The 24,929-nt window shown below is 62.3% G+C and carries 26 protein-coding genes; 8 read left to right on the top strand and 18 right to left on the bottom strand.

Features of this window, described 5'->3' with window-relative positions; genetic code table 11:
- Positions 1 to 75: 75 nt before the first annotated feature.
- The 3 genes from P0D71_RS01640 (at position 76) to P0D71_RS01630 (ending at position 4,062) form a co-directional block, all read left to right on the top strand.
- The gene (locus P0D71_RS01640) at positions 76 to 1,845 is read left to right on the top strand and encodes an ABC transporter permease (protein ID WP_408184135.1); all 1,770 of its coding nucleotides are present in this window, start codon (positions 76 to 78) and stop codon (positions 1,843 to 1,845) included.
- A complete protein-coding gene (locus tag P0D71_RS01635) occupies positions 1,838 to 2,905 on the top strand; it encodes an ABC transporter ATP-binding protein (RefSeq protein ID WP_408479001.1) in 1,068 nt (355 codons plus the stop codon). Before P0D71_RS01640 ends, P0D71_RS01635 begins: the two co-directional genes overlap by 8 nt.
- Before the next feature lie 80 nt (positions 2,906 to 2,985).
- Positions 2,986 to 4,062, top strand: a complete 1,077-nt coding sequence (locus tag P0D71_RS01630) for a porin (RefSeq protein ID WP_408478999.1) — start codon at positions 2,986 to 2,988, stop codon at positions 4,060 to 4,062.
- A 131-nt stretch (positions 4,063 to 4,193) separates the two neighbouring features.
- Here P0D71_RS01630 and rhaS read toward each other — a convergent pair whose 3' ends face one another.
- From rhaS to rhaM, 6 genes are all read right to left on the bottom strand, one after another.
- On the bottom strand, positions 4,194 to 5,201 hold the full coding sequence (gene rhaS / locus P0D71_RS01625; protein WP_091807711.1) for a rhamnose ABC transporter substrate-binding protein: 1,008 nt from the start codon (positions 5,199 to 5,201) through the stop codon (positions 4,194 to 4,196).
- Positions 5,202 to 5,292: 91 nt separating this feature from the next.
- Positions 5,293 to 6,309: an ABC transporter permease gene (locus P0D71_RS01620; RefSeq protein WP_408478997.1), complete on the bottom strand. Its 1,017-nt coding sequence runs from the start codon at positions 6,307 to 6,309 to the stop codon at positions 5,293 to 5,295.
- The gene (locus P0D71_RS01615) at positions 6,302 to 7,360 is read right to left on the bottom strand and encodes an ABC transporter permease (protein ID WP_408478995.1); all 1,059 of its coding nucleotides are present in this window, start codon (positions 7,358 to 7,360) and stop codon (positions 6,302 to 6,304) included. Before P0D71_RS01615 ends, P0D71_RS01620 begins: the two co-directional genes overlap by 8 nt.
- The gene (locus P0D71_RS01610; RefSeq protein WP_408478993.1) at positions 7,357 to 8,907 is read right to left on the bottom strand and encodes a sugar ABC transporter ATP-binding protein; all 1,551 of its coding nucleotides are present in this window, start codon (positions 8,905 to 8,907) and stop codon (positions 7,357 to 7,359) included. Before P0D71_RS01610 ends, P0D71_RS01615 begins: the two co-directional genes overlap by 4 nt.
- 35 nt (positions 8,908 to 8,942) lie before the next feature.
- A complete protein-coding gene (locus P0D71_RS01605) occupies positions 8,943 to 9,836 on the bottom strand; it encodes an amidohydrolase family protein (protein ID WP_408184140.1) in 894 nt (297 codons plus the stop codon).
- Positions 9,837 to 9,914: 78 nt separating this feature from the next.
- Positions 9,915 to 10,238 carry an L-rhamnose mutarotase gene (gene rhaM / locus P0D71_RS01600; protein WP_091807700.1) on the bottom strand — a complete coding sequence of 108 codons (324 nt, stop codon included), beginning with the start codon at positions 10,236 to 10,238 and terminating at the stop codon, positions 9,915 to 9,917.
- Positions 10,239 to 10,369: 131 nt separating this feature from the next.
- Here rhaM and P0D71_RS01595 point away from each other — a divergent pair, with 131 nt between their 5' ends.
- On the top strand, positions 10,370 to 11,371 hold the full coding sequence (locus tag P0D71_RS01595) for a LysR family transcriptional regulator (RefSeq protein WP_091807698.1): 1,002 nt from the start codon (positions 10,370 to 10,372) through the stop codon (positions 11,369 to 11,371).
- 15 nt (positions 11,372 to 11,386) lie between these two features.
- Here P0D71_RS01595 and lra1 read toward each other — a convergent pair whose 3' ends face one another.
- From lra1 to P0D71_RS01575, 4 genes are all read right to left on the bottom strand, one after another.
- Positions 11,387 to 12,169, bottom strand: a complete 783-nt coding sequence (lra1, locus tag P0D71_RS01590; RefSeq protein ID WP_007177649.1) for an L-rhamnose 1-dehydrogenase Lra1 — start codon at positions 12,167 to 12,169, stop codon at positions 11,387 to 11,389.
- A 105-nt stretch (positions 12,170 to 12,274) separates the two neighbouring features.
- Complete coding sequence (gene rhmD, locus P0D71_RS01585; protein WP_091807696.1) at positions 12,275 to 13,453, bottom strand: L-rhamnonate dehydratase; 1,179 nt, start codon at positions 13,451 to 13,453, stop codon at positions 12,275 to 12,277.
- 37 nt (positions 13,454 to 13,490) lie between these two features.
- On the bottom strand, positions 13,491 to 14,819 hold the full coding sequence (locus P0D71_RS01580; RefSeq protein ID WP_408478991.1) for an MFS transporter: 1,329 nt from the start codon (positions 14,817 to 14,819) through the stop codon (positions 13,491 to 13,493).
- Between the two features lie 96 nt (positions 14,820 to 14,915).
- Positions 14,916 to 15,668 (bottom strand): SDR family NAD(P)-dependent oxidoreductase, encoded by a 753-nt coding sequence (locus tag P0D71_RS01575; RefSeq protein ID WP_408478989.1) that lies wholly within the window; start codon positions 15,666 to 15,668, stop codon positions 14,916 to 14,918.
- 459 nt (positions 15,669 to 16,127) lie between these two features.
- Between P0D71_RS01575 and P0D71_RS01570 the strand changes: the two genes are divergently transcribed.
- Positions 16,128 to 16,337 carry a hypothetical protein gene (locus P0D71_RS01570; protein ID WP_408478987.1) on the top strand — a complete coding sequence of 70 codons (210 nt, stop codon included), beginning with the start codon at positions 16,128 to 16,130 and terminating at the stop codon, positions 16,335 to 16,337.
- A gap of 36 nt (positions 16,338 to 16,373) precedes the next feature.
- Here P0D71_RS01570 and lhpH read toward each other — a convergent pair whose 3' ends face one another.
- Both lhpH and P0D71_RS01560 read right to left on the bottom strand, forming a co-directional pair.
- Positions 16,374 to 17,381 (bottom strand): trans-3-hydroxy-L-proline dehydratase, encoded by a 1,008-nt coding sequence (gene lhpH, locus P0D71_RS01565; protein WP_408352941.1) that lies wholly within the window; start codon positions 17,379 to 17,381, stop codon positions 16,374 to 16,376.
- A gap of 33 nt (positions 17,382 to 17,414) precedes the next feature.
- The gene (locus tag P0D71_RS01560; RefSeq protein WP_091807684.1) at positions 17,415 to 18,536 is read right to left on the bottom strand and encodes a branched-chain amino acid ABC transporter substrate-binding protein; all 1,122 of its coding nucleotides are present in this window, start codon (positions 18,534 to 18,536) and stop codon (positions 17,415 to 17,417) included.
- Positions 18,537 to 18,892: 356 nt separating this feature from the next.
- Between P0D71_RS01560 and P0D71_RS01555 the strand changes: the two genes are divergently transcribed.
- A complete protein-coding gene (locus tag P0D71_RS01555) occupies positions 18,893 to 19,177 on the top strand; it encodes a hypothetical protein (RefSeq protein ID WP_091807682.1) in 285 nt (94 codons plus the stop codon).
- Between the two features lie 210 nt (positions 19,178 to 19,387).
- Here P0D71_RS01555 and P0D71_RS01550 read toward each other — a convergent pair whose 3' ends face one another.
- A complete protein-coding gene (locus P0D71_RS01550; protein ID WP_408479146.1) occupies positions 19,388 to 20,098 on the bottom strand; it encodes a lysophospholipid acyltransferase family protein in 711 nt (236 codons plus the stop codon).
- 76 nt (positions 20,099 to 20,174) lie between these two features.
- Positions 20,175 to 21,422 carry an MFS transporter gene (locus P0D71_RS01545; protein WP_408478985.1) on the bottom strand — a complete coding sequence of 416 codons (1,248 nt, stop codon included), beginning with the start codon at positions 21,420 to 21,422 and terminating at the stop codon, positions 20,175 to 20,177.
- A gap of 384 nt (positions 21,423 to 21,806) precedes the next feature.
- On the opposite strand from P0D71_RS01545, the gene P0D71_RS01540 reads away from it, so the two are divergent.
- A complete protein-coding gene (locus P0D71_RS01540) occupies positions 21,807 to 22,079 on the top strand; it encodes a hypothetical protein (RefSeq protein ID WP_408295448.1) in 273 nt (90 codons plus the stop codon).
- Positions 22,080 to 22,190: 111 nt separating this feature from the next.
- Here the strand turns inward: P0D71_RS01540 and P0D71_RS01535 are convergent, their stop codons facing one another.
- Both P0D71_RS01535 and P0D71_RS01530 read right to left on the bottom strand, forming a co-directional pair.
- Positions 22,191 to 22,511 carry a hypothetical protein gene (locus tag P0D71_RS01535; RefSeq protein WP_408478983.1) on the bottom strand — a complete coding sequence of 107 codons (321 nt, stop codon included), beginning with the start codon at positions 22,509 to 22,511 and terminating at the stop codon, positions 22,191 to 22,193.
- 309 nt (positions 22,512 to 22,820) lie between these two features.
- The gene (locus P0D71_RS01530) at positions 22,821 to 23,099 is read right to left on the bottom strand and encodes a hypothetical protein (RefSeq protein ID WP_408182519.1); all 279 of its coding nucleotides are present in this window, start codon (positions 23,097 to 23,099) and stop codon (positions 22,821 to 22,823) included.
- A gap of 174 nt (positions 23,100 to 23,273) precedes the next feature.
- On the opposite strand from P0D71_RS01530, the gene P0D71_RS01525 reads away from it, so the two are divergent.
- A complete protein-coding gene (locus tag P0D71_RS01525) occupies positions 23,274 to 23,606 on the top strand; it encodes an H-NS histone family protein (protein WP_091807673.1) in 333 nt (110 codons plus the stop codon).
- A 193-nt stretch (positions 23,607 to 23,799) separates the two neighbouring features.
- Here P0D71_RS01525 and P0D71_RS01520 read toward each other — a convergent pair whose 3' ends face one another.
- Positions 23,800 to 24,324: an arsenate reductase ArsC gene (locus tag P0D71_RS01520; RefSeq protein ID WP_408478981.1), complete on the bottom strand. Its 525-nt coding sequence runs from the start codon at positions 24,322 to 24,324 to the stop codon at positions 23,800 to 23,802.
- A gap of 222 nt (positions 24,325 to 24,546) precedes the next feature.
- Complete coding sequence (locus P0D71_RS01515) at positions 24,547 to 24,747, bottom strand: hypothetical protein (RefSeq protein WP_091807669.1); 201 nt, start codon at positions 24,745 to 24,747, stop codon at positions 24,547 to 24,549.
- Between the last annotated feature and the right edge of the window lie 182 nt (positions 24,748 to 24,929).

Here is a 24,929-nt window from a genome sequence, read left to right as displayed (position 1 = left end):
GCGCGCGCTGACACGCGCGGCCGCCCTTCCTTCCATACCTGTCGATATGCGGCTTTGCGCCGCAGGGGGACACTCATGCTTTCCACTAGCGCAACCGGACACCGCGCGGCACCACCGCACGCGGCAGACGGCGGCTCCATCGGCGCGCTGCCGAGCGGCGGACTGCAGCCGTTCATGGGACTGCTGCGCTGGCTCGTCATCGCGGTGCTGACCGTGGCGGTGGCGCTGCCACTCGGCTTCATCCTGCTGCAAAGCGTGCTGAGCGCGCCATTCTTCGACGCAAAGCGCACGCTCGGCCTCGCCGGCTTCGAATTCATTTTTAGCGACCCGGACTTCTGGTCCGCGCTGAAAAACTCCTTTGTCATCGCGGCCGGGATGCTGTTCATCTCGATTCCACTCGGCGGCGTTCTCGCGTTCCTGATGGTGCGCACCGACCTGCCCGGCCGCCGCTGGCTCGAACCGTTGCTGCTCACGCCCGTGTTCGTCTCGCCGATGGTGCTCGCCTTCGGCTACGTGGTCGCCGCCGGCCCGGTCGGTTTTTACTCGGTCTGGTGGACGGAACTGTTCGGCACCGCGCAAGCGCCGTGGACCATCTATTCGGTTTTCGCCATCACGGTAATCGTCGGCCTCACGCATGTGCCGCACGTGTACCTGTATTCGTCGGCGGCGCTGCGCAATCTCGGCTCGGATGTCGAAGAAGCGGCCCGTGTGGCCGGTGCGCGGCCGTTTCGCGTCGCGCTCGACGTGAGCCTGCCGATGACCCTGCCCGCGCTGCTGTTCGCCGGCGTGCTGGTGTTCTTCCTCGGCTTCGAAGTATTCGGCTTGCCGCTCGTACTCGGCGATCCCGAAGGGCACCTCGTGCTGGCCACCTATCTCTACAAGCTCACCAACAAGCTGGGCGTGCCCTCGTATCACCTGATGGCCGCGGTCGCGATGTGCATCGTCGCGATCACGTTCCCGCTCGTGCTGCTGCAACGCCGGCTGCTAAGGAGCGCGAACCGCTTCGTGACGGTCAAGGGCAAGGCGGGACGGCAGACCGTGCTGCCGCTCGGCGTGTGGCGCTGGGTCGCGCTCGGCATCGTCGCGCTGTGGCTATTCTTGACGGTGTTCGTGCCGATCTCCGGCATTACGTTACGTGCGTTCGTCACGCACTGGGGACATGGCGTGCATCTCGCGGATGCGCTCACGCTTGCCAACTTCACGGAACTGTTCGAGCAGAACAACCTGGTCCGCGCGATTCTCAACACGCTCGGCATCGGCGTGTTCGGCGGCGCGCTGGCGGTCGGCTTCTATTCGCTGGTGGCGTTCGCCGGTCATCGCCGCAACGACTGGGCCACGCGCCTGCTCGATTACCTCGTGCTGCTGCCGCGTGCGGTGCCGGGCCTGCTCGCCGGTCTCGCGTTCCTGTGGGTGTTTCTTTTCGTGCCCGGCCTCAAGGAACTGAAGAACTCGATGTGGAGCATCTGGATCGCGTACACCGTCGTGTGGCTCGCCTACGGCATGCGTCTGATTCAGAGCGCGCTGCTGCAAGTCGGGCCTGAGCTGGAGGAAGCGGGACGCAGCGTCGGCGCCACGCGTGCGCGCGTCAGTCTCGATGTGACGCTGCCACTCGTGCGCTTCGGCCTGCTCGCCGCGTGGCTGCTGATTTTCATGATCTTCGAGCGCGAATATTCGACCGCTGTCTATCTGCTCTCGCCCGGCACGGAAGTGATCGGCGCGCTGCTCGTGTCGCTGTGGGCCACCGGGTCGGTCGATCAGGTCGCGGCGCTTTCTGTCATCAACATCGCGATGGTCGGCGCCGGACTCGGTGTCGCGCTGCGCTTCGGAGTGAAATTGCATGGATAAGCTCTCAGTCGACAACCTCTTTCTGAGCTATGGCGACAACCCGATTCTCAAAGGCGTGTCGTTCGAACTGAACCCCGGCGAAGTGGTCTGCCTGCTGGGCGCGTCGGGCAGCGGCAAGACCACGCTGTTGCGCGCGGTGGCCGGACTCGAACAGCCGTCGTCGGGCCGCATCGAACTGGACGGTCAGGCGTTTTTCGACGGCGCGGCGCATGTCGATCTGCCGGTCGAGCAGCGCTCGCTGGGACTCGTGTTCCAGTCGTATGCGCTGTGGCCGCATCGCACCGTGGCCGATAACGTCGGCTATGGATTGAAACTGCGGCGCGTCTTGCCCGCCGAGCAGAAAAAACGCGTGCAGGCCGCACTCGACCAACTCGGCCTCGGCCACCTCGCCGCGCGTTATCCGTATCAGCTATCCGGCGGCCAGCAACAGCGTGTCGCGATTGCGCGAGCACTGGTCTACAACCCGCCGGTGATTCTGCTCGACGAACCGCTCTCGAATCTGGACGCCAAGCTGCGCGAAGAAGCCCGCGCCTGGCTGCGCGAGCTGATCGTGTCACTGGGCCTCTCTGCGTTGTGCGTGACGCACGACCAGACCGAAGCGATGGCGATGTCCGACCGCATTCTGTTGCTACGCAACGGCCGCATCGAACAGGAAGGCACGCCCGCCGAACTGTACGGCGCGCCCCGCTCGCTCTACACCGCCGAGTTCATGGGCAGCAACAACCGCATCGAGGCACGCGTGGCGGCGGTCGACGGCGAACGCGTGACGCTTGCCGGCGACGGCTGGCAACTGCAGGCGCAAGCACGCGAAGCACTCACGGCCGGACAGCACGCGCAGGCCGTGATCCGCCTCGAACGCGTGCAGGTCGCCGACGGACCCGGCGCGAACCGGCTCGAAGCCGACCTCGTTACGTCGATGTATCTCGGCGACCGCTGGGAATACCTGTTCCATTGCGGCGACCTGCGCTTGCGCGCCTTTGGCCACGTGCCGCGCGCGGCCGGCCGCCACTGGATCGAATTCCCCGCCAACGACTGCTGGGCCTTCGCTCAGGCGAGCTGAAGCGCGGCATGCAGACCCCGAAGGACCTCTCCTTCGGCGCTGCCCAATCGAAGTAAAAAACCAACCACAGGAGACTGTTGATGAAGTGGAGTATGAAGAAGGCGACCGTCGGCGTCACTTGCGCCGGACTCGCCGGTTTTGCAGCCGGCGCGCACGCGCAATCGAGCGTGACCCTGTACGGCATCGTCGACGCGGGTGTCGAGTACGTGAACCATGCCAGCAAAGACGGTGGCGCCACGCGCCTCGTGTCCGGCGGCAAGAACACTTCGCGCTGGGGTTTGCGCGGCGTAGAGGATCTCGGTGGCGGCCTGAAGGCGGTGTTCCAGCTGGAAAGCGGCATCAACATCGCCAACGGCCAGTTCGACGACAGCTCCGGCGCAATCTTCGACCGCCGTGCAACCATCGGCCTGAAAAACCGCTTCGGGCAAATCACGCTCGGCCGCAATTTCACGACCACGTACGACTACATGCTGCAGTTCGACCCAATGGGGTATGCGCCGAACTACTCGTGGGCGACGTCATCCACGGCGACGGGCGGCCGCAAGGACGGTCTGTTCTCGCGCTCGTCCAACGCGGTGCGTTATGACGGCACCTTCTCCGGCTTCAAGTTCGGCGCGATGTATGGTTTCGGCAATGTGCCGGGCAGCATGAAGTCGAGTTCGAAGTACGACTTCGCTCTTGGCTACGAGACCGGTCCGTTCGCCGCGGTCGTGACCTTCGACCGGCAGAACGGCGCGAACGACAGCGTCACGCCCGCCGATACCACCAACTATATCCAGGGCATTCACGCAGGCCTGAGCTACGACTTCGGCCCCGTGAAGGCAATGGCCGGTTATCGGAACTACCAGCGCACGTTCCACACCGCCGCGCCCACTTTGCGCAGCGACATGTACTGGCTCGGCGGTCAATATGAGGTGACGCCGTTCTTCTCGCTGTTCGCGGCGGTCTACCATCAGGACATCAAGGACGCGAGCGACGCCGATCCGACGCTGTTCTCGCTGCGCGCGCAGTACGCGCTGTCCAAGCGCACGGTGCTGTATATGGCGGGCGGTTATGCGATGGCCAGGCATGACAATGCTGTCAGTCTGTCACGCGATTTGATCGGTGTGGCGGATACGCAAACTGGCGTGACGGCGGGTATTCAGCATCGCTTCTGAAGCAGTTGCGCTTAAGCGCTTCAGGCTTCCGGAAGAAAAAAGCGCGCGGGCTGTTGTTTGCCGGCGCGCCTCGTGTTTCTTGTCTCGTGAAAAGCATCGCCGCGAGAAACCACGCGGCGATGCTTGCCCACTCAGAAGTTAAAGTTGTCGATATTGCTCGAGTCGAACGTAGTGGGCGGTCCGAGAATGATTTCGCCTTGCGGCCCGATGGTCCGTTTGCCGAGCTTGCCGGCGTCGAACGACTCGCCTTCCTTACCGCTGATCGTGCCCGAAGACAGCGCCGCCGCGGCATAAGCAGCCAGGTAGCCGAGTTGACCCGGATCCCACAACTGGAACGCCTTCACGGTGCCGTTCTTCACGAACGCACGCATCTGGTTCGGCGTACCGAGACCGGTCACCGCCACCTTGCCCTTACTCGACGAAGTGGAGATATAACGCGCGGCTGCGGCAATACCGACCGTGGTCGGCGCGACGATCGCCTTCAGATTCGGGTATGCCTGCAGCAGACCTTGCGTTTCGGTAAATGACTTCTGATCGTCGTCGTTACCGTAGGCGATCTTCACGAGCTTGATCTTCGAATACTCGGGCTTTTTCAGTTCTTCCTGCATCCACTTGATCCACGTGTTCTGATTGGTCGCATTGGGCGTGGCCGACAGCACGGCGAACTCGCCCTCGCCGCCCATCAGCTTGGCCACCAGTTGAACCTGGCCACGGCCGATGCCTTCCGCGTTCGCCTGGTTGACGAACAGTTGCCGGCCCTCGGGCGCCGTGTCCGAGTCGAAGGTCACGACCTTGATGCCTTGCGACATCGCTTTCTTCAGATACGGCACCACCGCATTGGCGTCGTTCGCTGCGATCACGATCGCGTCCTGGCGCTGCGTAATCAGCGTATTGATGTACTGCACCTGCGACGACGCGCCCGCATCCGACGGCCCCACCGCTTTGCCCACGCCGCCGAACTCCTTGATCGCGGTCATGCCGCCGTCGTCGGCGATCACTTCGTAGGGGTTGTTGATCTGCTTCGGCACGAATGCGATTTTCAGACCGCTTTTCAGGCCCGCGGCGGACGCGGCGCAACTGATCGCGATCAACGCAACGCAGAGCGCCGCGGTGCCGGTGTGACGTAGAGGTTTGAACATGAAGTGTCTCCTGCCTTGTTGTTGGACGTGACGTTGTCCGGGTTATCGGTTGTTAGACTTTCTCTTCGCAGATGCAGGCACGGCTAAAAACTTAGACTGAAGATGCGGACTTCGCGATGAAACGCCGGTCGCGCGCCGCGCGCCAGCGCGCCACCAGATTCGGTATCAGCACCGAGGCTAGCAGCAGCACGCCGGTCACGATGGTCAACGTTTCGCTGGATACGTCGTCGAGCGTCAGCGCGTTTTTCAGCACGCCGATAATCAGCAGCGACAGCAGCACGCCGATCATCGACCCGCGTCCGCCGAAAATGCTCACACCGCCGAACAGCACCGCCGCGATCACCGACAACTCGAAACCTTCACCGTTGTCGCCCCGCGCGCTCGTGAAGCGCAGCGTATAGACCACGCCCGCCAGCGCGCTCATGACGCCGGACAGCACGAACAGACGCAAGCGGATCTTTGCCACTTCGATACCGGAGAACGCCGCGGCGGTCGGATTCGCGCCGATCGCATAGAGACTGCGGCCGAACGCCGTGGACTGCAGCAGCACGGTGAACACCACCGCGCCGACAATCACGATCACAAACGGCAGCGGTATGAAACTCGAACCAACCGTGTCCATGCCGAACGCCGTGTAAGCCGCGGGAAAATCCGCCACCGCCTGGTCGCCGAGCAGCACATAGGCGAGGCCGCGAAACAGCGCCAACGTGCCGATCGTGACCGCGAGCGAAGGCAGATTGAGCTTGACGATCACGAGGCCGTTGAGCAGACCGGCCAACGCTCCCGCGATCAGCACCAGCACGATCACGACCGGCATCGGCAAGCCCATGTGCCATAGCACGCCCATCAACGCGCTGGACGCGCCGAGCACCGAGGCCACCGACAGATCGATTTCGGCGGCGACGATGATCAGCGTCATCGGCAGCGCCATCAACGCAATTTCGGTCAGATCCGCCAGCACGTTGCTCAGATTCGCGCCGGTGAGAAACACCGGCGACAGCAACCGCCCTAGCGCGAGCGAGAGAATCAGCACGATCACCAGCAGCACTTCCCATTGCAGCGGCGTTTCGCGTTTGCGCGTGAGCAGCGCGGAATCGGGTTTAGCCATGATCGCGTTTCCTCATCATGCGTTTGGCGACGGAGCGGGCCAGCAAGGTATCGGCGGTAATCGCGGCGACGATCAGCGCGCCCTCGATGGCCTGCTCCCAGAATGGCGACACGTGCAGCACGACCAGCGCGATGCTGATCACGCCGAGCACGAGCGCGCCCAACGTGGCGCCGAGAATCGTGCCGACGCCGCCAGTGATTGCGACACTACCCACCACAGCGGCGGCCACCACTTGCAATTCGATGCCCTTCGCGGTGCTGGCATCCACGGTGCCGAAGCGCGCCAGCCACAACGCGCCCGCAAAACCGGCAATCGCGCCAGAGAGCAGAAATCCCGCCATCACGCGACGCTCCACGTTCACACCGGCGAGACGCGCCGCCTCCGGATTCGAGCCGATCGCGTAGTGTTCGCGGCCACCGCGAAACTGCTTCAGATACACGGCGAGACCGGCCAGCACGACGATCGCGATCAGCGCGAGCGTCGGAATGCCGAGCAACGTTCCAGTCGCGAGACGAGAGAAAGCATCGGGCAGGCTGGTGGCGTTGATCTGCCCGCCATGCACCCACGCATAGTCCGCACCGCGAAAAATGTACAGCGTGGATAGCGTCGCCACCAGCGACGGCACGCGTCCCACCGCGACGAGCAGCGCATTGATGCCGCCCGCCACGAGACCGATGGCAAGCCCCGCGGCCAACGCGACGATCACCGGCATCTGCGGAAACGCGACATACAGGCTGCCGACCGCATACGCGCTGATGCCGACCGTCGAGCCGACCGACAGATCGATATGCCGCATCAGGATCACCACCGTCATGCCGGCCGTCAGCAAGCTGATGATCGACACGTTCAGCAGCACGTCGCGCAGGTTCTGCAGGTTCAGGAACTGCGGTTTCGCGAGCCCGGTGCCCACAATCAGCAGAATCAGCACGACGAACAGCGTTGTTTCGCGGCTCTTCGCGATGCTTGCGGCAAAGCCGCCCCGCGAGCCCGCCGCGCGCTTCGCGACCGGCGGATGGACCGGCGCGGGATGGGTGGAAGAATGGCGCATCATGCGGCGTGTCCCAGCGGTGGAATCGGTTGGACTGGATGGCCGACGGGTTGACCAAGTGCGGCGCCCATGATGCGTTCCTCGTCGGCGTCGGCACGCGCTATATCTGCGCTGATACGTCCCTCGTGCATCACCAGCACGCGGTCGGCCATGCCGAGTACTTCGGGCAATTCGCTCGAGATCATCAGCACCGCCATGCCGTCGCGCACCAGTTCGGCGAGCGCGCTATACACCTCGGCCTTCGCGCCGACGTCGATACCGCGCGTGGGTTCGTCGATGATCAACACTTTCGGCCCGGTTGCCAGCCATTTGCCGAGCACGACTTTCTGCTGATTGCCGCCCGACAACGTGCCGACCGGCGCGTTCGCGTCGCCCGCCTTGAGACGCAAACGCGTGCCCCATTGGTTGGCAAGTTGCGTCTCGCTGCGCGTCGAGATGAGGCCGTGTTTGACGAGCCTCCCGAGCACGGTCATCGAGGCATTGCGCGCAATGCTCAATTCCAGCGCGAGTCCTTGTTGCCGGCGGTCCTCCGGCACGAGCGCAAGTCCGGCGCGCACCGCGGCGGCGGGCCGGCCTGCCGTCAGACGCTTGCCGGCAATCCAGATTTCGCCCGAGTCGAGCGGATCGATGCCGAAGATCGCGCGCGCGACTTCGCTGCGCCCCGCGCCGACCAGCCCGGCCAGCGCCACGATCTCGCCCGCGCGCACGTCGAAGGAAATGTCCTTGAAGACGCCCACGCGCGTGAGGCCGCGTACCGACAGGCGCACTTCCCCAGGCGGCCGGTCGGCTTTCGGATAGAAGGTTTCCAGATCGCGCCCGACCATTTTGGCCACGATCGACTCAGTGGTGAGATCGGCGGTCAGACCGTCGAAAACTTTCGCGCCGTCGCGCATGATCGTGACGCGCTGTGTCAGCGCGAATACTTCGTCGAGCCGGTGCGTGATGAACAGAATCGCCACGTCACGCTCGCGCAGCTTGCGCACGATCGCAAAGAGCCGCTCCACTTCGGGCAGCGACAACGCGGCGGTCGGTTCGTCCATGATGAGCACGTTGGCGTTCAGCGACAACGCCTTGGCAATTTCGATCACCTGCTGATCGGCAATCGACAAACCGCGCACCAGCTGATCGGCGCGCAGATCGACACCGAGCGACGCCAGCAAGCCATCCACCTCGCGGCGCATCGCGTCGTATTGAATGCGGCCGATCCGGTCCACCGGCTGCCGCCCCATGAAGATGTTCTCCGCGATCGACAGATCGAAGAACAGCGTCGGTTCCTGATAGATGACCGCGAGCCCGGCGTCGCGCGCTTCAGCGGGTGTCGCGAAGCGGCGCGCCACGCCGTCCACCAGCAACTCGCCGGTATCCGGCTGATGCACGCCCGCGAGAATCTTCACGAGCGTCGATTTGCCCGCGCCGTTCTCGCCGAGCAACGCATGCACCTCTCCCGGCCATAGCGCGAGATCGCCGTCGGAAAGCGCGCGAACCCGGCCGAATGATTTACTCGCGTGCCGCAATTCGAGCCGCGGCACTGAGGATGTGGCTTGCTGCACAGCGTGTCTCCTTCTTTTTCGCGTTCCAATGCCCTTCAGATGCGGTAGCAACGTTCCGCATTACGGCAAAACAGCGCCTCTTTCTCGGCGACGCTCGCGCCATCCACGATCGATGCATACGCATGCCACAAATCCGCGTAAGAGCCGAACAGCCGGTCGACGGGAAAATTCGAGGCGAACATCGCGCGCTCGACGCCGAACGTATCGATCGTTTCGAGCACATACGGCCGCAGGCTTTCAACACTCCACTGGTGATCGAACATCGCGAGTCCGCTGATCTTCACCGCGACATTGCGGCAACCGGCGAGCAGGCGCATGCCGTCGCGCCAGGCGCGATAGCCCGCCACGCTATTACGGTCCACGAACATGCCCGCGTGGTTGATCACGAACTGCGTGTCGCCATGCGAGCGCGCCAACGCCGCCGCTTCTTCCATCTGTGACGGATACAGTTGCAGATCGAACGACATGTCGTAACGGCGCAGCAACGCGAAGTGTTCGCGCCATTGCGGCTCGCGCATGAAATGACGGCCGACGTAATCGAACAGCTTGTTCTCGTGCACGTTCAGAATCTGCCGGATGCCACGCGTATTCGCGAACGACGCATGCGCTTCGAGCACGGCCGGCGCATTCGGCGCGGACAGATCCACCGCGGCGACGATCGCGTTCGGCATGCCGCGCGATTCCTTGCGATCCGCAATGGATTGCAGCCAGCGCGTTTCTTCGACCGGATCGGCGGGATCGTGATTCGCTTCCACGTGCACCAGTTTCAGTACCTCGATATCGCCCGCCTCGCCCAGCAGATCGTCCAGCAGGTAGTCGTGCTTCAAGTCCCGCGCATCGCCCACGAACGACACGCCCGGGTTTTCCAGCCACGGATAGCGATGCGTTTTCAGATCCCACAAATGGATATGCGAATCGACCACCTGCATGCGACATCCTCCGTCCGGTGAAGATCGTTTCGAGTCAGATCATGTAAGTCTGCTGAGCGGCAATCAGATCAAGTCGGCTCAGCTCAGCGAGTTCAGGTGAAAGACCGGTTCGAGCGGCTGCTGAAGCGGCGTGTGATCCGGCGCCGTGTGCATGATGTCAGCCATGTAATCCCACCATTTGCGCATGACCTCGAGTTGCGGCAGTTCGTCCATGGTGTGATGGTTGTTTCGCGTCAGCACGGCGAAGAGATGGTGCGAGTCCGGGTCGAAGAAAATCCGGTAATCGCGAACACCGGCATTGTGCAATGCATCAACCAGTTCGGGCCAGATTTGCGCGTGACGTCGTTCGTATTCCTCGCGCATGCCGGGGTTGAGCACCATCCGGAAAGCGATTGTTTCCATTGCGGCCTGTCTCCCGTCGTATCGGAGCGCTTTCTCGGAGAAGCGCCTGATGCGACTATAATTCCTGCGTCGATAGCATCTCAATCCGTTGTTGGGATTGGGCGATCCACAAACCGAATCGCACCCGACCCATGAGCCAACACTCAGCAACTGTCGCACTCGTCAATCGGCTCAAATTCAAGCACCTCGCGCTGCTCGTCGCGCTCGACGACGCGCGCAATCTCCATCAGGCCGCAGAGGCCGTTAACGTGGCCCAGCCGAGCGCGAGCCGCATGCTCGGCGATATCGAAGAAGCATTCGGCTTTCTGCTGTTCGAGCGCAACGCGCGCGGCATGACGCCCACGCCGCTTGGCGTCGTCACGCTGGCCTATGCGCGGCGCGCACTGGCCGAACTGACCCGTTTCGCCGAAGACCTCGACGTTAAACGCCGCGGCGGTCACGGCCAACTGACGGTCGGCGCGATCATGGGCGCCGCGCCCGATCTGCTGGCCATGGCGGTCGCCGCGCTGAAAACTGAAAGCCCACTGCTGAACGTGCGCATTCTCGGCGAGACCAGTGACCAGGTCGTGCAATTGCTGCATCGCCGCGAAGTCGATCTGGCGCTCGGGCGCCTGACCAGCCCGCTGCAACACAACGATTTCAGTTTCGAGCCGCTCGCGCGCGAAACGCTGCTGCTCGTGGTGCGTGCGGTGCATCCGCTCGCGCAGCGCGCGCGCGTCAGCTTGCGTGAGCTGATCGACTGGCCGTGGGTGGCGCAGCCCGTCACCAGTCCGGCGCGCGTGCTGTTCGAAGAGGAACTGGCGCGCGCGGGACTGGCCACGCCGGTGAATCTGACCGAATGCGCGTCGATCTTCGCTACGCTGCAATTGCTCGAGAATTACGATGCGGTGGCCATGCTGCCCGAGTCGGTCGTGCGCGATCATTTGCGCGGCAAACTGCTGGTTGCGTTGCCGCTCGAAATCGGCAAGAGTCTTTCGGGCTTCGGCATTCTCACGCGCAAGGAAGAACCGCTCGCAGAACCGGCGCTGCGCTTCATCGACCTGTTGCGCGGTTTCTCGCACAAACTCAAACGCGACGACACCGCCGCGGCCGCATCTGACTCCCTGGTCGCGGCTTCGGCTCCGGTGAACTGAAATCGGCATCGCGCGTTATTGCAGGTTGACGAAGAGGCCGCCGTCCACCAGCAGCGCAGCGCCCGTCACATAGCGCGCGCGGTCGGAGGCGAGGAACGTCACGCAATCGGCGACATCTTCCGGGCGGCCCAGTCTGCCGAGCGGGATGCGTTTTTCGAAGTAGGCTTTTTTGGCTTCGTCGGCGAGGTCTTCAGCGTTCAGATCGGTGGCGATGGTGCCGGGCATCACCGAGTTGCAGCGAATGCCGTAGGGTCCCAATGCGACCGCACAGGATTGCATCAACGAATGCACGCCCGCTTTGGTCGGCGTGTAATGCGTCTGCATGCCGCCGCCCACCAGCGCGCTGATCGAACTCGTCGCCACGATCGCGCCGCCCGTGCCCTGCGCTTTCATCTGTTGCGCGGCGGCTTGCGTCACATAGAACGCGCCGTTCAGATTGACCGCCACCGTCGATTCAAGTACTTCCGGCGGCATGTCGAGAAAAGCATGAAACGGACAGATGCCCGCGTTGCTGGCCAGCACGTCGACTTTGCCGAACGCCTCGACCGTGTGGCGCACCAGTTGCTGACCGGTTTCGCGCGCGGCGACGTTACCTTCGATCGCAATCACGCGCCGCCCCAGCGCCTCGATTTCACCGACCACTTCCGCAACGGCGGAACGGCGTCCATACGATGCGTCGTTGTCGCCCCAGTAGTTGATCGCTACGTCCGCGCCTTCGGTTGCGCACGCAACGGCTATCGCGCGGCCGATGCCGCGCGAGCCGCCGGTGACGATCACGACCTTGTCCTTGAGCAGCACGTCATTCTCCTTTCAGGGTTCGAATTTGCGACGGGTGACGCGCACGGCGCGGCTCGACCCGACAACAAGTAATCAACACGCACTCATCGCGAACTGAACGCGAACTCAACGCGCATAAGGCCGCACCAACGCGCATTCCGGATTCAGCCTCACGCCGAAGCCCGGCGCGTCCGGTACCTTCATGCGCCCGTTCACGGGCACGGGTTCATCGAGCAACAGTGGCGTGAACATCGGCACGACTTCGTCGGCTTTGGGCGCCATCATCAGAAACTCGGCAAACGGCGAGTTGTGCCGCGTGACCACGAAGTGATAGCTATACACCGACGAACCGTGCGGCACGACCATCACATTGTGGGCATCCGCTAGCGCGGAGATCTTGATCAACTCGGTAATGCCGCCGCACCAGCCGACATCCGGTTGAATCAGATCGCAGCATTGCATCTCCAGCAACATGCGAAAGCCCCAGCGCGTTGCTTCGTGTTCGCCGGTCGACACCATCATGCCGCGTGGCACGTTGCGGCGCAGTTCGGCGTAACCCCAGTAGTCGTCGGGCGGCAGGCACTCTTCGATCCATTTCAGGCCATACTCGTGCGCCGCTTGCGCGAGCCGCGTGGCATACGGCACATCGAGGCTCATCCAGCAGTCGTACATCAGCCAGAAGTCGTCGCCCACCCGGCTGCGCATGTCAGCGAGCTTTTCCAGATTCTTCTTGAGGCCCGCTTCGCCTTCGGCGGGACCGTGCTGCAACGGCAGCTTGCCGCCGATGAATCCCATCTCCTTCGCCAGATCGGGCCGCGCGCCGGTCGCATAGAACACCAGCTCGTCGCGTACCGGACCGCCCAATAGCTGGTACACCGGCTCCTTGCGCACTTTCGCGAGCAGATCCCACAACGCGAGATCAACACCCGAGATCGTATTCAGCACGACCCCTTTGCGACCGTAATACAGAGTCGAGAAGTACATCTGATCCCACATTTTCTCGATGTCGGTAACGAGTTGCCCTTCGAGAAAACGCGCGAGATGTTTCTCGACGATGAACGCGCCGATCTCGCCACCCGTCGTCACCGCAAAACCCACGGTGCCGTCGCTCGCTTCGATCTCCACCACGAGCGTGCCCAGCACATTGATACCGAATGACTGGCGGCTCTGGCGATACTCCGGATAACGCGCCATCGGCGTGGAGATGTGATCGTCGATCCAGTGTCCGCCGGGTTGGTCGTGATAATCCGCACCGCCGCCGCGGACGATGAAGGCACGCACGTGCCGAATGGTAGGCATGGCCATGTATGGAGGCTCCGTTATGAGTGCGTCGAGCGAGCGCCTAGCGGGCGCGATGCAGTAAGGTTTTGAAAGTTGCGCCCGGATGGGCGGCGTCGCGGCGCAATAGCGTGCCGATCAAAAGCGCGGCAAGCAGACTCGACATGCCCAGCACGACCAATCCCGCCGACTTCGACGAAAAGGCATGTTCCGCCGCGGTGCGCAAGCTCGGCGCAATGAAACCGCCGAGCCCGCCGAGCGAATTGATCAACGCGATACCGCCCGCCGCGGCCGCGCCTGTGAGGTGACGCGTGGGAAACGTCCAGAAAAGCGGCTGCGCGGCAATGAAACCGCTCGCGGCACAACACAGCGCGAGTAAGCCGATGGAAGGACTGCTCGCGAGTCCGGACACACCAATGCCGAGCCCGGCGACGATCAGCAACGCCACAGCCCAACGCCGATGCCCACCGGTGCGATCCGCGCGGCGCGGCACGTACCACGTCACAGCCAGCGCACACAGCCATGGCAGCGCGGCGACGAGACCCACACGCAAGCCGACCGTCGTACCAAGGAAAGCCGCCACCTGTTGGGGCAGATAGAAAATCACGCCGTACACACTCATCTGGATCAGCAGATAGATCGCCGACAGCAGCAACACACGCCTATCCACCAGGGCGGCCAGAATGTTATGCGGGCCGTGCGCGGACGCAGCGCGCGCATCGTCTTCGAGTGCGCTACGCAAGGTGGCGCGCTCCTGCGGTTCGAGCCAACGCGCGTCTTCGGGGCGATTGTCGAGATACCAGAACGCCCACACGCCCACCAGCGAAGCCAGCACGCCCTCCACCAGAAAGAGCCATTGCCAGCCGGCAAGACCCAGCGCGCCATGCAATTCGAGCAGCGACCCCGACAACGGGCTGCCGAAAATAAACGCCAGCGGCGCGCCGAAATAAAACACGCCCACCGCACGCGCCCGGGACGACTGCGGAAACCAGTGGGTGAGGTAATAGATCACGCCCGGAAAGAAACCCGCCTCGGCGACGCCGAGCAGAAACCGTAGCATGTAGAACGCCGTGGGCGTATGCGCGAGGCTCATCGCGGCCGACACCAGCCCCCATGTCACCATGATCCGGCACATCCAGGCGCGCGCGCCGACCCGATGCAACAGCAGATTGCTCGGTACTTCGAACAATGCATAGCCGACAAAAAACACGCCCGCACCGAAGGCAAACGCCGCATTCGACAAACCTGTGTCGTGCTGCAAAGCCTTTTGCGCGAAACCAATGTTGGCGCGATCGAGGAACGCCAGCACATACATGAGCAGTAGAAACGGCAGTAGCCGGCGCATTACCTTGCCGTTGATCGCCTCGAGTGAAACGGGCGCATGCGTGTCCATGTCGTCTCCTTCGCAGAGCACGCGCGGGTGGCGGCTCTGCGTTTTCTTTTCTTGTGTAGCGCTACCTGGATAACGCGGGGGCGCCGCCGCGCCGGCTCAGTAGGTTGCGCGGCCGCCGGACAGGTCGAATACCGAAGCGGTACTGAACGCGCAGTCCTCGGACGAGAGCCACAGAATCAACGACGCCGCCTCTTCGGGCAACAGGAAGCGGTTCATGGGAATCTTCGAAAGCATGTAGTCGATGTGTTGCTGCGACATCGAATCGAAGATCTCGGTTTTAGCCGCGGCGGGCGTGACCGCATTGACGAGAATGTTCTTCGTCGCGAGTTCTTTGCCGAGCGATTTGGTCAAGCCGATGAGTCCGGCCTTGGAGGCGCTGTAGTGCGAGGCGTTAGGGTTGCCCTCCTTGCCCGCCACCGAGGCGATATTGACGATCCGGCCATAGCCCTGCTTGAGCATTTGCGGCACGACCGCGCGGCAGGTCAGATATGGGCCGATCAGGTTGACATCGATCACGCGGCGCCAGATGTCGGGCTCCAGTTCCCACGTGGTGCCATTGCCGCCGGTGATGCCGGCGCAATTGATCAACACGTCGATCGCGCCGTGATCGGCAACGGTTTGCTCCACGGCCTGTGCGACGGCGGCTTCCTGTGTCAGTTCGACTGAGATCGCGGTGACTTTGCCCAATTCGCTCAGCTCACGCTGACTGCGGGCAAGACGTTCGGCGTCCACATCCCATAGCGCGACCGACGCGCCCGAGTTGAGTGCCCGCTGCGCCACTGCGTAGCCGATACCACGCGCGCCGCCGGTAATGGCGACTGCGCGCCCCTCCAGATCGATTCGATTCATCGCTGTGCTCCTGTTGGCAGGCCTGAACGGCGTGCCTTTGTGTTGTTGTATCCGGCTGTCTGTGCTGCTGGTCCAGCCAATATACGAGCGGCGCGATGTGCTAACAATCCGAGTATTGGAGCGGGTGATAACAAAAGTGGATCGGGAGTCGTGTGCGGTGCAGCGAACCAGGCGGCACAGTTTCGCAGAGCGGGCAAACGGCGCGCGTAGGGGCGCAAGTGCCCGGCCGGCCCATCCAGACGGTGCCGGCGGGAAGATGAATCACGCGGAAATCGCGTGCGGGCAACGGTCCACCCTGTGTGGTCGCCCCCTTTTTAGTTTATTTTTTTGCACTTGCACAACCGTCCGATCGCGCCGGATACTGACTTGGCCCGCGTTGTCTCCTCAGCGGGTGCATCAGTCTTCGCCCGCTTCGCGCGGGCTTCTTTTGAACGATGGATGCGAACGTCAGGAGGCGCCATGAAAGTCTGCGATGGATGCTCCGATATCGACGGCCGGCCCGTCGATGTTCAACGGCAGGAAAACCTCACCCTGATTGGCGTGGCGGAGCGCAACGGCACGCTCGTTCTCGAGCACTACCGCTGCGACAAATGCCGGGCCATTATCGCCAGACAATTCGCCGGTGATTCCGACGAACGAATCTGGAGCGTTATCGAAACAGCCCATTGAGCGGTCGCCGCCGCCGGCTGCCACCCGATGCCTGACCTATCGAACAAGGAACCCATAGGTGAGCGGATCACGCTCATCCAGTAGCCAGGTTGCCAGGCCGCAGACAAAAGCATTGCCTTCCACCTCCGGAATCACGGCCTTGAAATCACCCACGGTCGTCTCGCTGAGAACACGCCCTTTGAATACCGTGCCGATAATCGACTCGTTCACCAGCGTGTCGTCCTTGCCCAACTTGCCACGCAAATAAAGCTGCGCGACCCGCCCGCCGGTCCCGGAACCGGTTGGTGAACGGTCCACCTCGCGGTCCGCAAACACGCAACAGTTGGCTTGCGTCGACTCCGCGTGCCGCGGCGCATTCGCAATGATGGTGCCGTAGATGTGGTTGATCTCCGGAATATGCGGGTGCACGACGGGAAACGCCCTGTTTGCCGCCTCCTTGACTTCGGCACCGAAGCGCACGAGTTCTTCCACCGACGATTCCCGCACTTCGAGACCATGCGGCGCTCCGTCGGTATAAAAGTAGAACGCGCCGCCGAATGCGATATCGCCGGTCACCGAACCGAACGACGGCGTCTCTACGGTCACGTCCTGCTTCCAGATAAACGACGGCACGTTGACGAAGCGAACGTTGCCCGCGTGCTCGCCGTCCCACTTCACAAAGGCTTCGATGAAGCCGCACGGCGCATCGATGCCGATGCGCGTTTCGGGTATCTGACGCTGCACCCAACCCAGTTCGACCGCCGCCGTCGACAGCGCGATGACGCCGTGGCCGCAATGGTCGCTATACCCCTCGTTATGAAGGAAGATGATGCCGAAATCAGCGCCGGGGCTGACCGGTTCCGTCAGATATCCGCCGTACATGTCGGCATGCCCACGCGGCTCGAACATCAGAGCCCGGCGGATATCGTCGGCGTTTTCCTTCAGCCACGCGCGCCGCTTGACGATCGTGTCGCCAGGCAGACGCGGCAAACCGCTGGTGACAATGCGGAATGCCTCTCCGCCGGTGTGGACTTCGACAGTCTGGATCGTGCGTGAAATTTTCATGTTTGCTTCGTGAAGTGGCTGGGTCGCTTGCCGTTACTGACCGTACGGAACCGGCAAGCCGTTCTTGATCGTGTACACGGTGGTCGGCGCGCCCTTCAGGTCGCCGAACTCGTCGAATGAATAGGTGCCCGCTACGCCCTTATAGTTCTCCTTCGCGAGTTGCGCGGTCAGCTTCGCCTTGTCCGTGGTCGTGCCGGCCTTCACCATGGCGTCGGCGAGCAACTTCACGCCGTCGTAGTAGCTCACGGCGTAGACCTGGGTATCGATGTTGTACGCGGCCTTGTACTTTTGCAGGAACTCGCGACCGGCCGGTGTTTTCTCCAGCGCAATGCCGCCTTGGGCACAGTAGACGATCGACGCCGCGTCGCCGGCAACCTTGCCCATGTCGGCCGAGCAGATTCCGTCGCCGCCCAGCAGCTTCGCCCTGAGCCCGCGCTGGCGCATCTGTTTGGCCATCGGTGCGCCTTGCGCCGCGTATCCGCCAAAGAAGATCACGTCAGGATTTTTGGACTTGATGTTCGTCAGAATGCCGAGGAAGTCGGTGGCCGACGAACTGGTGAATTCCTGGTCCACGATCTGAATGCCGTTCGCCTTGGCAACCTTCGTGAACTGCTCCGCCACGCCTTGGCCGTAGGCCGTGCGGTCGTCGATCACGGCGGCCGTTTTGGCCTTCAACGTCTTCGCGGCGAATTGCCCCATCGTGCCGCCGAGTTGTTCGTCGCTCGCGCCGATACGGAAGATGTTCTTGAAGCCCTGCTTGGTCAGCGCCGGGTTGGATGCAACGGGCAGTATCGGCACGTTTCCGGCGTTGTAGACGCGCGAGGCCGGAATCGCCACGCCCGAGTTGTACGGTCCAACGACAGCGACGACGCCGCTGTCTACCAGTTTCTGCGCAACCTGCACGCCGATTTTCGGGTCGGCCTGGTCGTCCTGCGAATCCAGCTTGAAGGTGACCTTCTGCCCGGCGACGCTTACTCCTGCCTTGTTCAGTTCGTCGATGGCGAGCCGCGCGCCGTTCTCGTTGTCCTTGCCGTTCGGCGCTTGCGGGCCCGTGAGCGGAGCCGAATGACCGATGGTGACGACGACCTGGGCCGTCGCGGACAGGGTGAAACCAGCGGCCATCAATGCGGCCGCAGTCATTGCAAGACGTCGCATACGAACTCCGATTGGACTGGGGAGCAATCACCATATGCTCAATTCGGCGCCAATTCAATCTAACGCCCAGAACGGCGGCCACTTTCGGATCACGTCGCGAGTAATTTTCGAATCCAGCCACGACTATCGCGCGTATATCAGCCAAGCCGGTGGATATCCGGCTCCAGCGCCGCTCTGTTAATTCCGGCGCTGACCCATGGTTGACCAGTGGCTTGCGGCTGAACGCGGCGTACTTCCGCGTCATTCAGCCCCGAGCAGCTGTTTGCGCTTCGCCGCTGCGCAATCAGTCAGTCTTTAGCGGTAGATGAAGCTTCGGGGCGTGCTGAAGCATGCGCCGGAATCGCTGGAGAAATGTTATGGAAAAGTTAACGCTCAAAGTCCTGCTGGCGCGGGTTGGTGTCGCATCGCTCTGTGCGTGCGCCGCTATGGTTGCGCAGGCTGGAGGCAATGGCAATGGCGGAAACGGCAGCGGCGGCTCTCACGGCGCCGCCACATCAGGCATGACCTACCACAGCGAGCCCATCTCGAGCCCCTGGAACCGAGTTCCCGGCGACATGACAAAGCATGCCGACACCGGCGCCTCCACCATGCCCGGCATGTCACCGGACGACGGCGCCCAGTCGACCAAGACCGGGCAGTAACGATTCACAGCGACACTGGTGCCGGACGTGGCGGGCTTGCGCGTCCGGTGCTGAGTGTCCAGACGATCTGGGGCGCGGCCGGGTTGAGAGTCTGGGCTGAGAGTCTCGGCTGAGAGTCTCGGCTGAGAGTCTCGACTGAGAGTCTGGGCTGAGAGTCAAGGCCGAAACTGCAGGCCAACGATCACGACCGAAAGTCAGCGCCGAGAATCGTCAGAGCCGCTCCAGTTCGTTTTTCATCCAGTCGTGAACGGCATGACCCAACTCTTGCTGCGTCATCTCCCGCGGCGAGAGCGCTGGCCCGATAACCACGCGAATATGCCCGCGTCGGTCAGGCCAGCCTTTCGTCGGCCAGACCTTACCCGCGTTCAACACCACAGGAACAGCAGGCACGCCGGTCGCACACGCCAGTCGAACGCCGCCCGATGTCATTCTCAACGGGGCATCGTGAAGCACCCGCGTCCCTTCCGGGAAAATGACGACGACATCGCCCTTAGCCAGCCTCTCCGCGCTTTCCTTCGTTACAGCCTGGTGAGCCTGCCGGGCCGAGCCACGGTTCAGGCTGACCATGTCGAGACCGCGCAGCACCCAGCCAAAGAACGGGATACGCAGCAGGTCTTCCTTGAACACGAAACTGATGCGGCGTGGAATCAGCGCGAGAAACGCGAGCGTTTCCCAAGTCGATTCATGACGGCACAGAATGATCGCGGGGCCGTCGGGAAGATGTTCGAGCCCCTCGATCGAACATGACACGCCGGGCAGCCAGCGCATGACGAAAACCAGCGCACGGCACCACTGTTTCGCGAGCCAGTATCGTCCAGCCCGCCCAACGAAGGGAAACAGCAGCAGAATGACAATGGAATACAGCGTCCCGCTACCGAGCAGGTAAACAATAAACAGCCATTTGGTGATAGTAGAGCGCATCAGGACCTGGATCGGGTGGGTAAGCGGCGCAAGAATATCACCGTAACGCATTGAGACTGTGCCGAGCCGCCGATCATTAGTCCGTGCACGCGGTGCAAGCCAACGCCTCAGCCGCGACAGTCTGCTTACTGCGGCCGAAGCTCGCGAGCGCGGCGAGCCCCAGTAACGCGAGACCGCTGCCCAGCATGAAGTCGGCGGAAATACCCACATGGTCCACCACCACGCCGCCCACCAGCGACCCCAGCGCAATCGCAACCTGAATGATGCTCACGAACAATGCCGAACCTGCTTCGGGCGAGTCGGGCGTAGCGCGCTGAATCCAGATGCTGAAGCACAGCGGCAACGCGCCGAACGAAATGCCCCACGCGAGCACCAGCGCCACGACGCCGATCGTCGAATGCTGAAGCAGTGGCAGCGATACCAGCGCGAACAGCAGCAGCGAAACCATCACGGCTAGCGACACTTTCAGGTTGCGCGTCACCGTCGACGAAACGGCGAAGTTCGAGAAGAAACCGATCATGCCGAAGCCGAGCAGCAGCCACGTGATCGTCGACATGTCCAAATTCGCGTTGTGCAGCAGGAAAGGCGTGATGTACGTGTACGACGAAAAGTGCGCACCGAATACGAGTGCCACCATCAACATGCTTCGGCGCGGATGCGGCCGGCGCAGTAGCGCCACCAGGTCGCGCAGGCGCAACGCGGCCTCAGAAGGCAAAGACGGCACGAAGAAGAACTGCGCGACGAGCGCGATAGCGACCAGCACGCCGGTTGCCATGAACGATTCGCGCCACGACGCGAAACTCGCGATGAACGTGCCGAGCGGCACGCCGATCACGGTTGCGCAGGTGACGCCGGTGAGGATCGTCGCCATGGCTCGCGCCGAATCTCTCGGCTTCACGAGCCGCACCGACGCCGCCGTGGCCAGCGTCCAGAAACCGCCCAATGCAGCGCCGAGCAGCGCGCGCCCGAGCAGCATGACAAGAAAATTCGGCGCAAAAGCCGAAATCAGATTCGAAGCGAGCAGCAAAGCAGTCAGTAAAAGAAATACCCGCCGCCGATCCATACGCCCCGCCACCAGCATCAAGCCCGGTGCTGAGATGGCTGCGATGACGCCGGGCACGGTGACCATCAGGCCGGCCGTGCCGGGCAGTACGCCGAGTTCCGCGGCGACCCGCGGCAACAGTCCGACCGGTAGAAATTCCGTCGTGACGAAAGCAAAAGCGCCGACCGCGACGGCGAGCACGGCAAGCCACGACCGCAGGGACGACGGGGCGCCGTCGTCCAGCGAGGCATTGCTGGACGGGAGAGTATCTTCGATCAACATAGTATTGTTAGCGAGTCTCTAAACAACAGATGGGATTGGAGCGGCCACACCGCGCTAATCCATTCGCGAAGCGCAGGCACGATGAAAAAAGCAGGCCATATTGGCCTGCTTGCCGGCAGCGATGCGAGTGCAGTCTGGAAAAATAGCGAGTGAAAACCCGAATGGAATACACCATAACATCGTATTAAATCGCCCGCTGACGACTCCGGAAAATTGCGGTCACGCGTGGGGTTATTCGTGCGGCGCTTGCGCCTGCAACCCGCGCGAGCATGACGCTTCGATTTCTGGCGAATTCAAATGAGCACGTTTGGGCACAGCGTTTGCTGAAGGCCACGTCAGCGTTTAACGCGCTTTCAACCGCTTATCACAACGAGGACATCGCCCATGGTTAGCACTCGCCCCTGCACCGCCACTTGCGTGATCGACGGCATGCCGGTCACCGTCACCTTTTATCCGGACAACGGCGTGTTGCGCATCGCCAATTCAGCGGGAACGTGCATCAGGGAAACGCGCTGGCATGCGTCGTGGCGCGCACTGCTGGATGAATTCCGCGGTTTCGCCGAACGCGCCACGGTGCAAGGACATGATCTCGACGCGATGATGGGACGTCTACGCGAACGCACCGGTCATTCGCTGCACGGCATGTCGCTCGCTTAATCAATAAGCACAGCGTGATGGGAAGCGACGGGGAAGCGATGAGGAAGTGGCGGGAATGCGATGCCTGCAATGCACACCGCATTCCCAAAGATGAACTCAAAGACGAATCTGTCATTGACCAAAATAGACACTGCATTGCGGCCCGGAAGAAGCGCATCGTTGGCTTTGCCGGCCTCCCGCCTCCGACTGCCCCGCTGCCACGCCTCCATAGGACACGTTCTGCACCGGTTGGGCGCCGGCATCCATGCCCCCTGCCGGTTCGCCGAACGAAATATCGGTCGTGGCCTGCGCCGATTCGTTCGCGTTCCGTTGCATCATTGCGCTGCTCGACAGTCCGGCCGCCTGCGGGCTTTGCATCTCCTGCGCGCTCGCCGTTCGCGGCGCGAGAACGAGCACGGCGCTGGCCGCCGCCATCAATAATCGTAGTTTCATGTCCAGACTCCTTGAATCCGGCGCAGCAGTTCTCGTCCTCCAGACAATCGGTCCGTGAAAAGACGCCCGGCGGCCCGATAGGGCTGGCGGACGAGTCGATGTCGATGCGAACTGCTGCGGCGAGTCATCGAACTAAACGGGTAACACCTTGCCAGACCTGCAACCGAGGTCGGACGCGTTCCCGCCACTGGCCGGAATCAGTCGTCGCAGGCTGGAAGTGCGGATTTTGGCTCCGCTGTTTCTTTATAGCTCGGCCACTCAGGAATTCAATCGCGGAACACCCGGCGTGGTCCAACGCGGCGGGCAAGTTCAAAAGCGTGCTTTTGAAACAAAATCAATCGACCCTGCACGTGCTTTGGCCACACAGTGCGTTATGATGCTGGCATAACGTAAATAATCGGCCCCGCGCGAGGCACCGGCGAGAGACGGAGCGTGGAGATGAAACCGGTCATCCGCAATCAATGCATCGTCAATAACGTTTCCTCCCTTGTGGGCATGAGGCTTATCCAGCCTTATCTGCCGCGCAGCGGAGCTGCTCGAATATCCATTGACTGATAACCTGGTTTGATAGGCGGCGGGTTCGGCCATATGCTGCGCCGCGATATAGGGAACGACGTTTTTTCAGACGCTGCCTTTGGATTTCCTTCAATCGATAACCACACCGCGGGCCGTCCCCATCTATATGGGCTCGATGCTGTCGCGGTTTCCCCTTGCAATCTGTAATTGACAGAACGCTGGACGCTTTAGAAGGACGAATATCTTATGGACGAAAGGAAGCGAGATAGCATGATTGCGTATCTCCGCCACCGCATGGAAGAGTTTGGTATCAAACCAGAAGACCTTGCTGCAGTACTGGCGTCCGAGCCGGCAGCGAAAAAGGGCGAACGCTACCGTAGCGCGACCGGAGATAGCTGGGACGGCCAGGGCGAGATGCCCCAGTGGCTGAAACAGGCCATCAGCGCGGGGCAGTCTATCGATCACTTCGAGTTGTCGGCCGCGCCGGCGCCGGCGCCCGCGCCGCAGCCGAAAAAACGTGTGGACTGGCAAAACGACCCGTTCGCAGGCAGTCCGCTCGCGCGCTCGAACAATCGCTGAACCACCGCTGAATCACCGCACCGTGGGGGCTCATGCTAATGATTGAGCGGCATAACGCCATGAAAGACCTGGCTTCGCGCGCTAACCACATGCAGCAGTTGGCGACCCGCCGACTTCCGCGCAATCCGTGCGGTGACCTTGCGTGACGTTTTGCTTTGGGCGCAGCCGTATCCGCAGCGGCACCGGATAGCGATTACGCGTCGCAAGTGGTGGCGCCGTGCGCCGAAACGATGGGCGCGCAAATCGATGCCGCGTTGACCGTGGCCGATGGCGGCGTTGTGTATTCCGGCAGTTCGATAAACCCACTGACCTGCCGCACGATTTGCCAGAACACCTTGTCGAACAGGCGCACGCGTTCGGACTCGGAGATTTCCACGGCGAGCGGATCGGCGAAATTCCAGATGCACGACGGTGGTGCACCCGGAAACGCGGGCGCATGGCGTGCGTCGACGGAGTCGTCCAGCGCGATGACGAGGTCCATGCGCGGCGCCCATTCCCCGGTGAATTCCAGCCAGCTTTTCGGGCTGAGCACGCCGAGATCCGAGATGCCTGGCCGCAATTGCGCGACCGCGAATGGATGAACCCGGGCGGCCGGCTCCGGTCCCGCGCTGAAAGCGTCGAACCGGTGTCCCGCCAGTTCCCTCAATAAAGCTTCGGCGATGATGCTGCGTGCCGAATTCTCGCGACAGAGAAACAGCACCTTATATTTTCTGGTCACGCTTACCCCGTACCCTGTATTTTTTTGGTTCTATCTGCAATTCTGCCGGCTCAGTCTTGCGCCCTCGTGACACTACGATGATCAAATTTGTTGCGCCACGAGAATTTGTACCAGGGGAGTTTCATTCACGGACACCGTGCGCTGCGCCGGCCCGAAGTGTACCAGCGCACGCGCAAAGCTTTCATTGAGCCTTCATTCGAGAGCAACCGAAACGCGCGCGTTTCAGACGGAAGCGTCGGTCTCGCGCTGACCGGACACGATCCGGTTGGCTGCATCGCTTCCGCCGGCCGCCGGTGCGGGCGGAGTGTCGAACAACATCGCCGCGGGCGGCGTGCTGATCGCCTTCACGCCATTGGCAATACCGGGTGCCGCGACGTAGGGAATAAACGCCGCCACCGCAACGACTACGATGAAAGTGAACATGGCCGTCGTGCCTCTAGGGATCGACTGCGTGGAAATCGAGCGAAGCGGTTCGCGTGGCAATGAGCAGGCATCGCTCTTACTTGCCGTGATCGGACCTCGCACTCCGCGGCCATGTCTTTGATTCTAGAAGCGCAAATTCGGGCGCTAAAGCCCGCTCTCTATATCAATTCGGTCTACCTCTA

Source organism: Paraburkholderia sp. RL17-383-BIF-A, assembly GCF_046028015.1.
GTDB lineage: Bacteria > Pseudomonadota > Gammaproteobacteria > Burkholderiales > Burkholderiaceae > Paraburkholderia.
The sequence above is the reverse complement of the archived record's forward strand: the minus strand, read 5'-3'. Positions and strand labels throughout refer to the sequence as shown.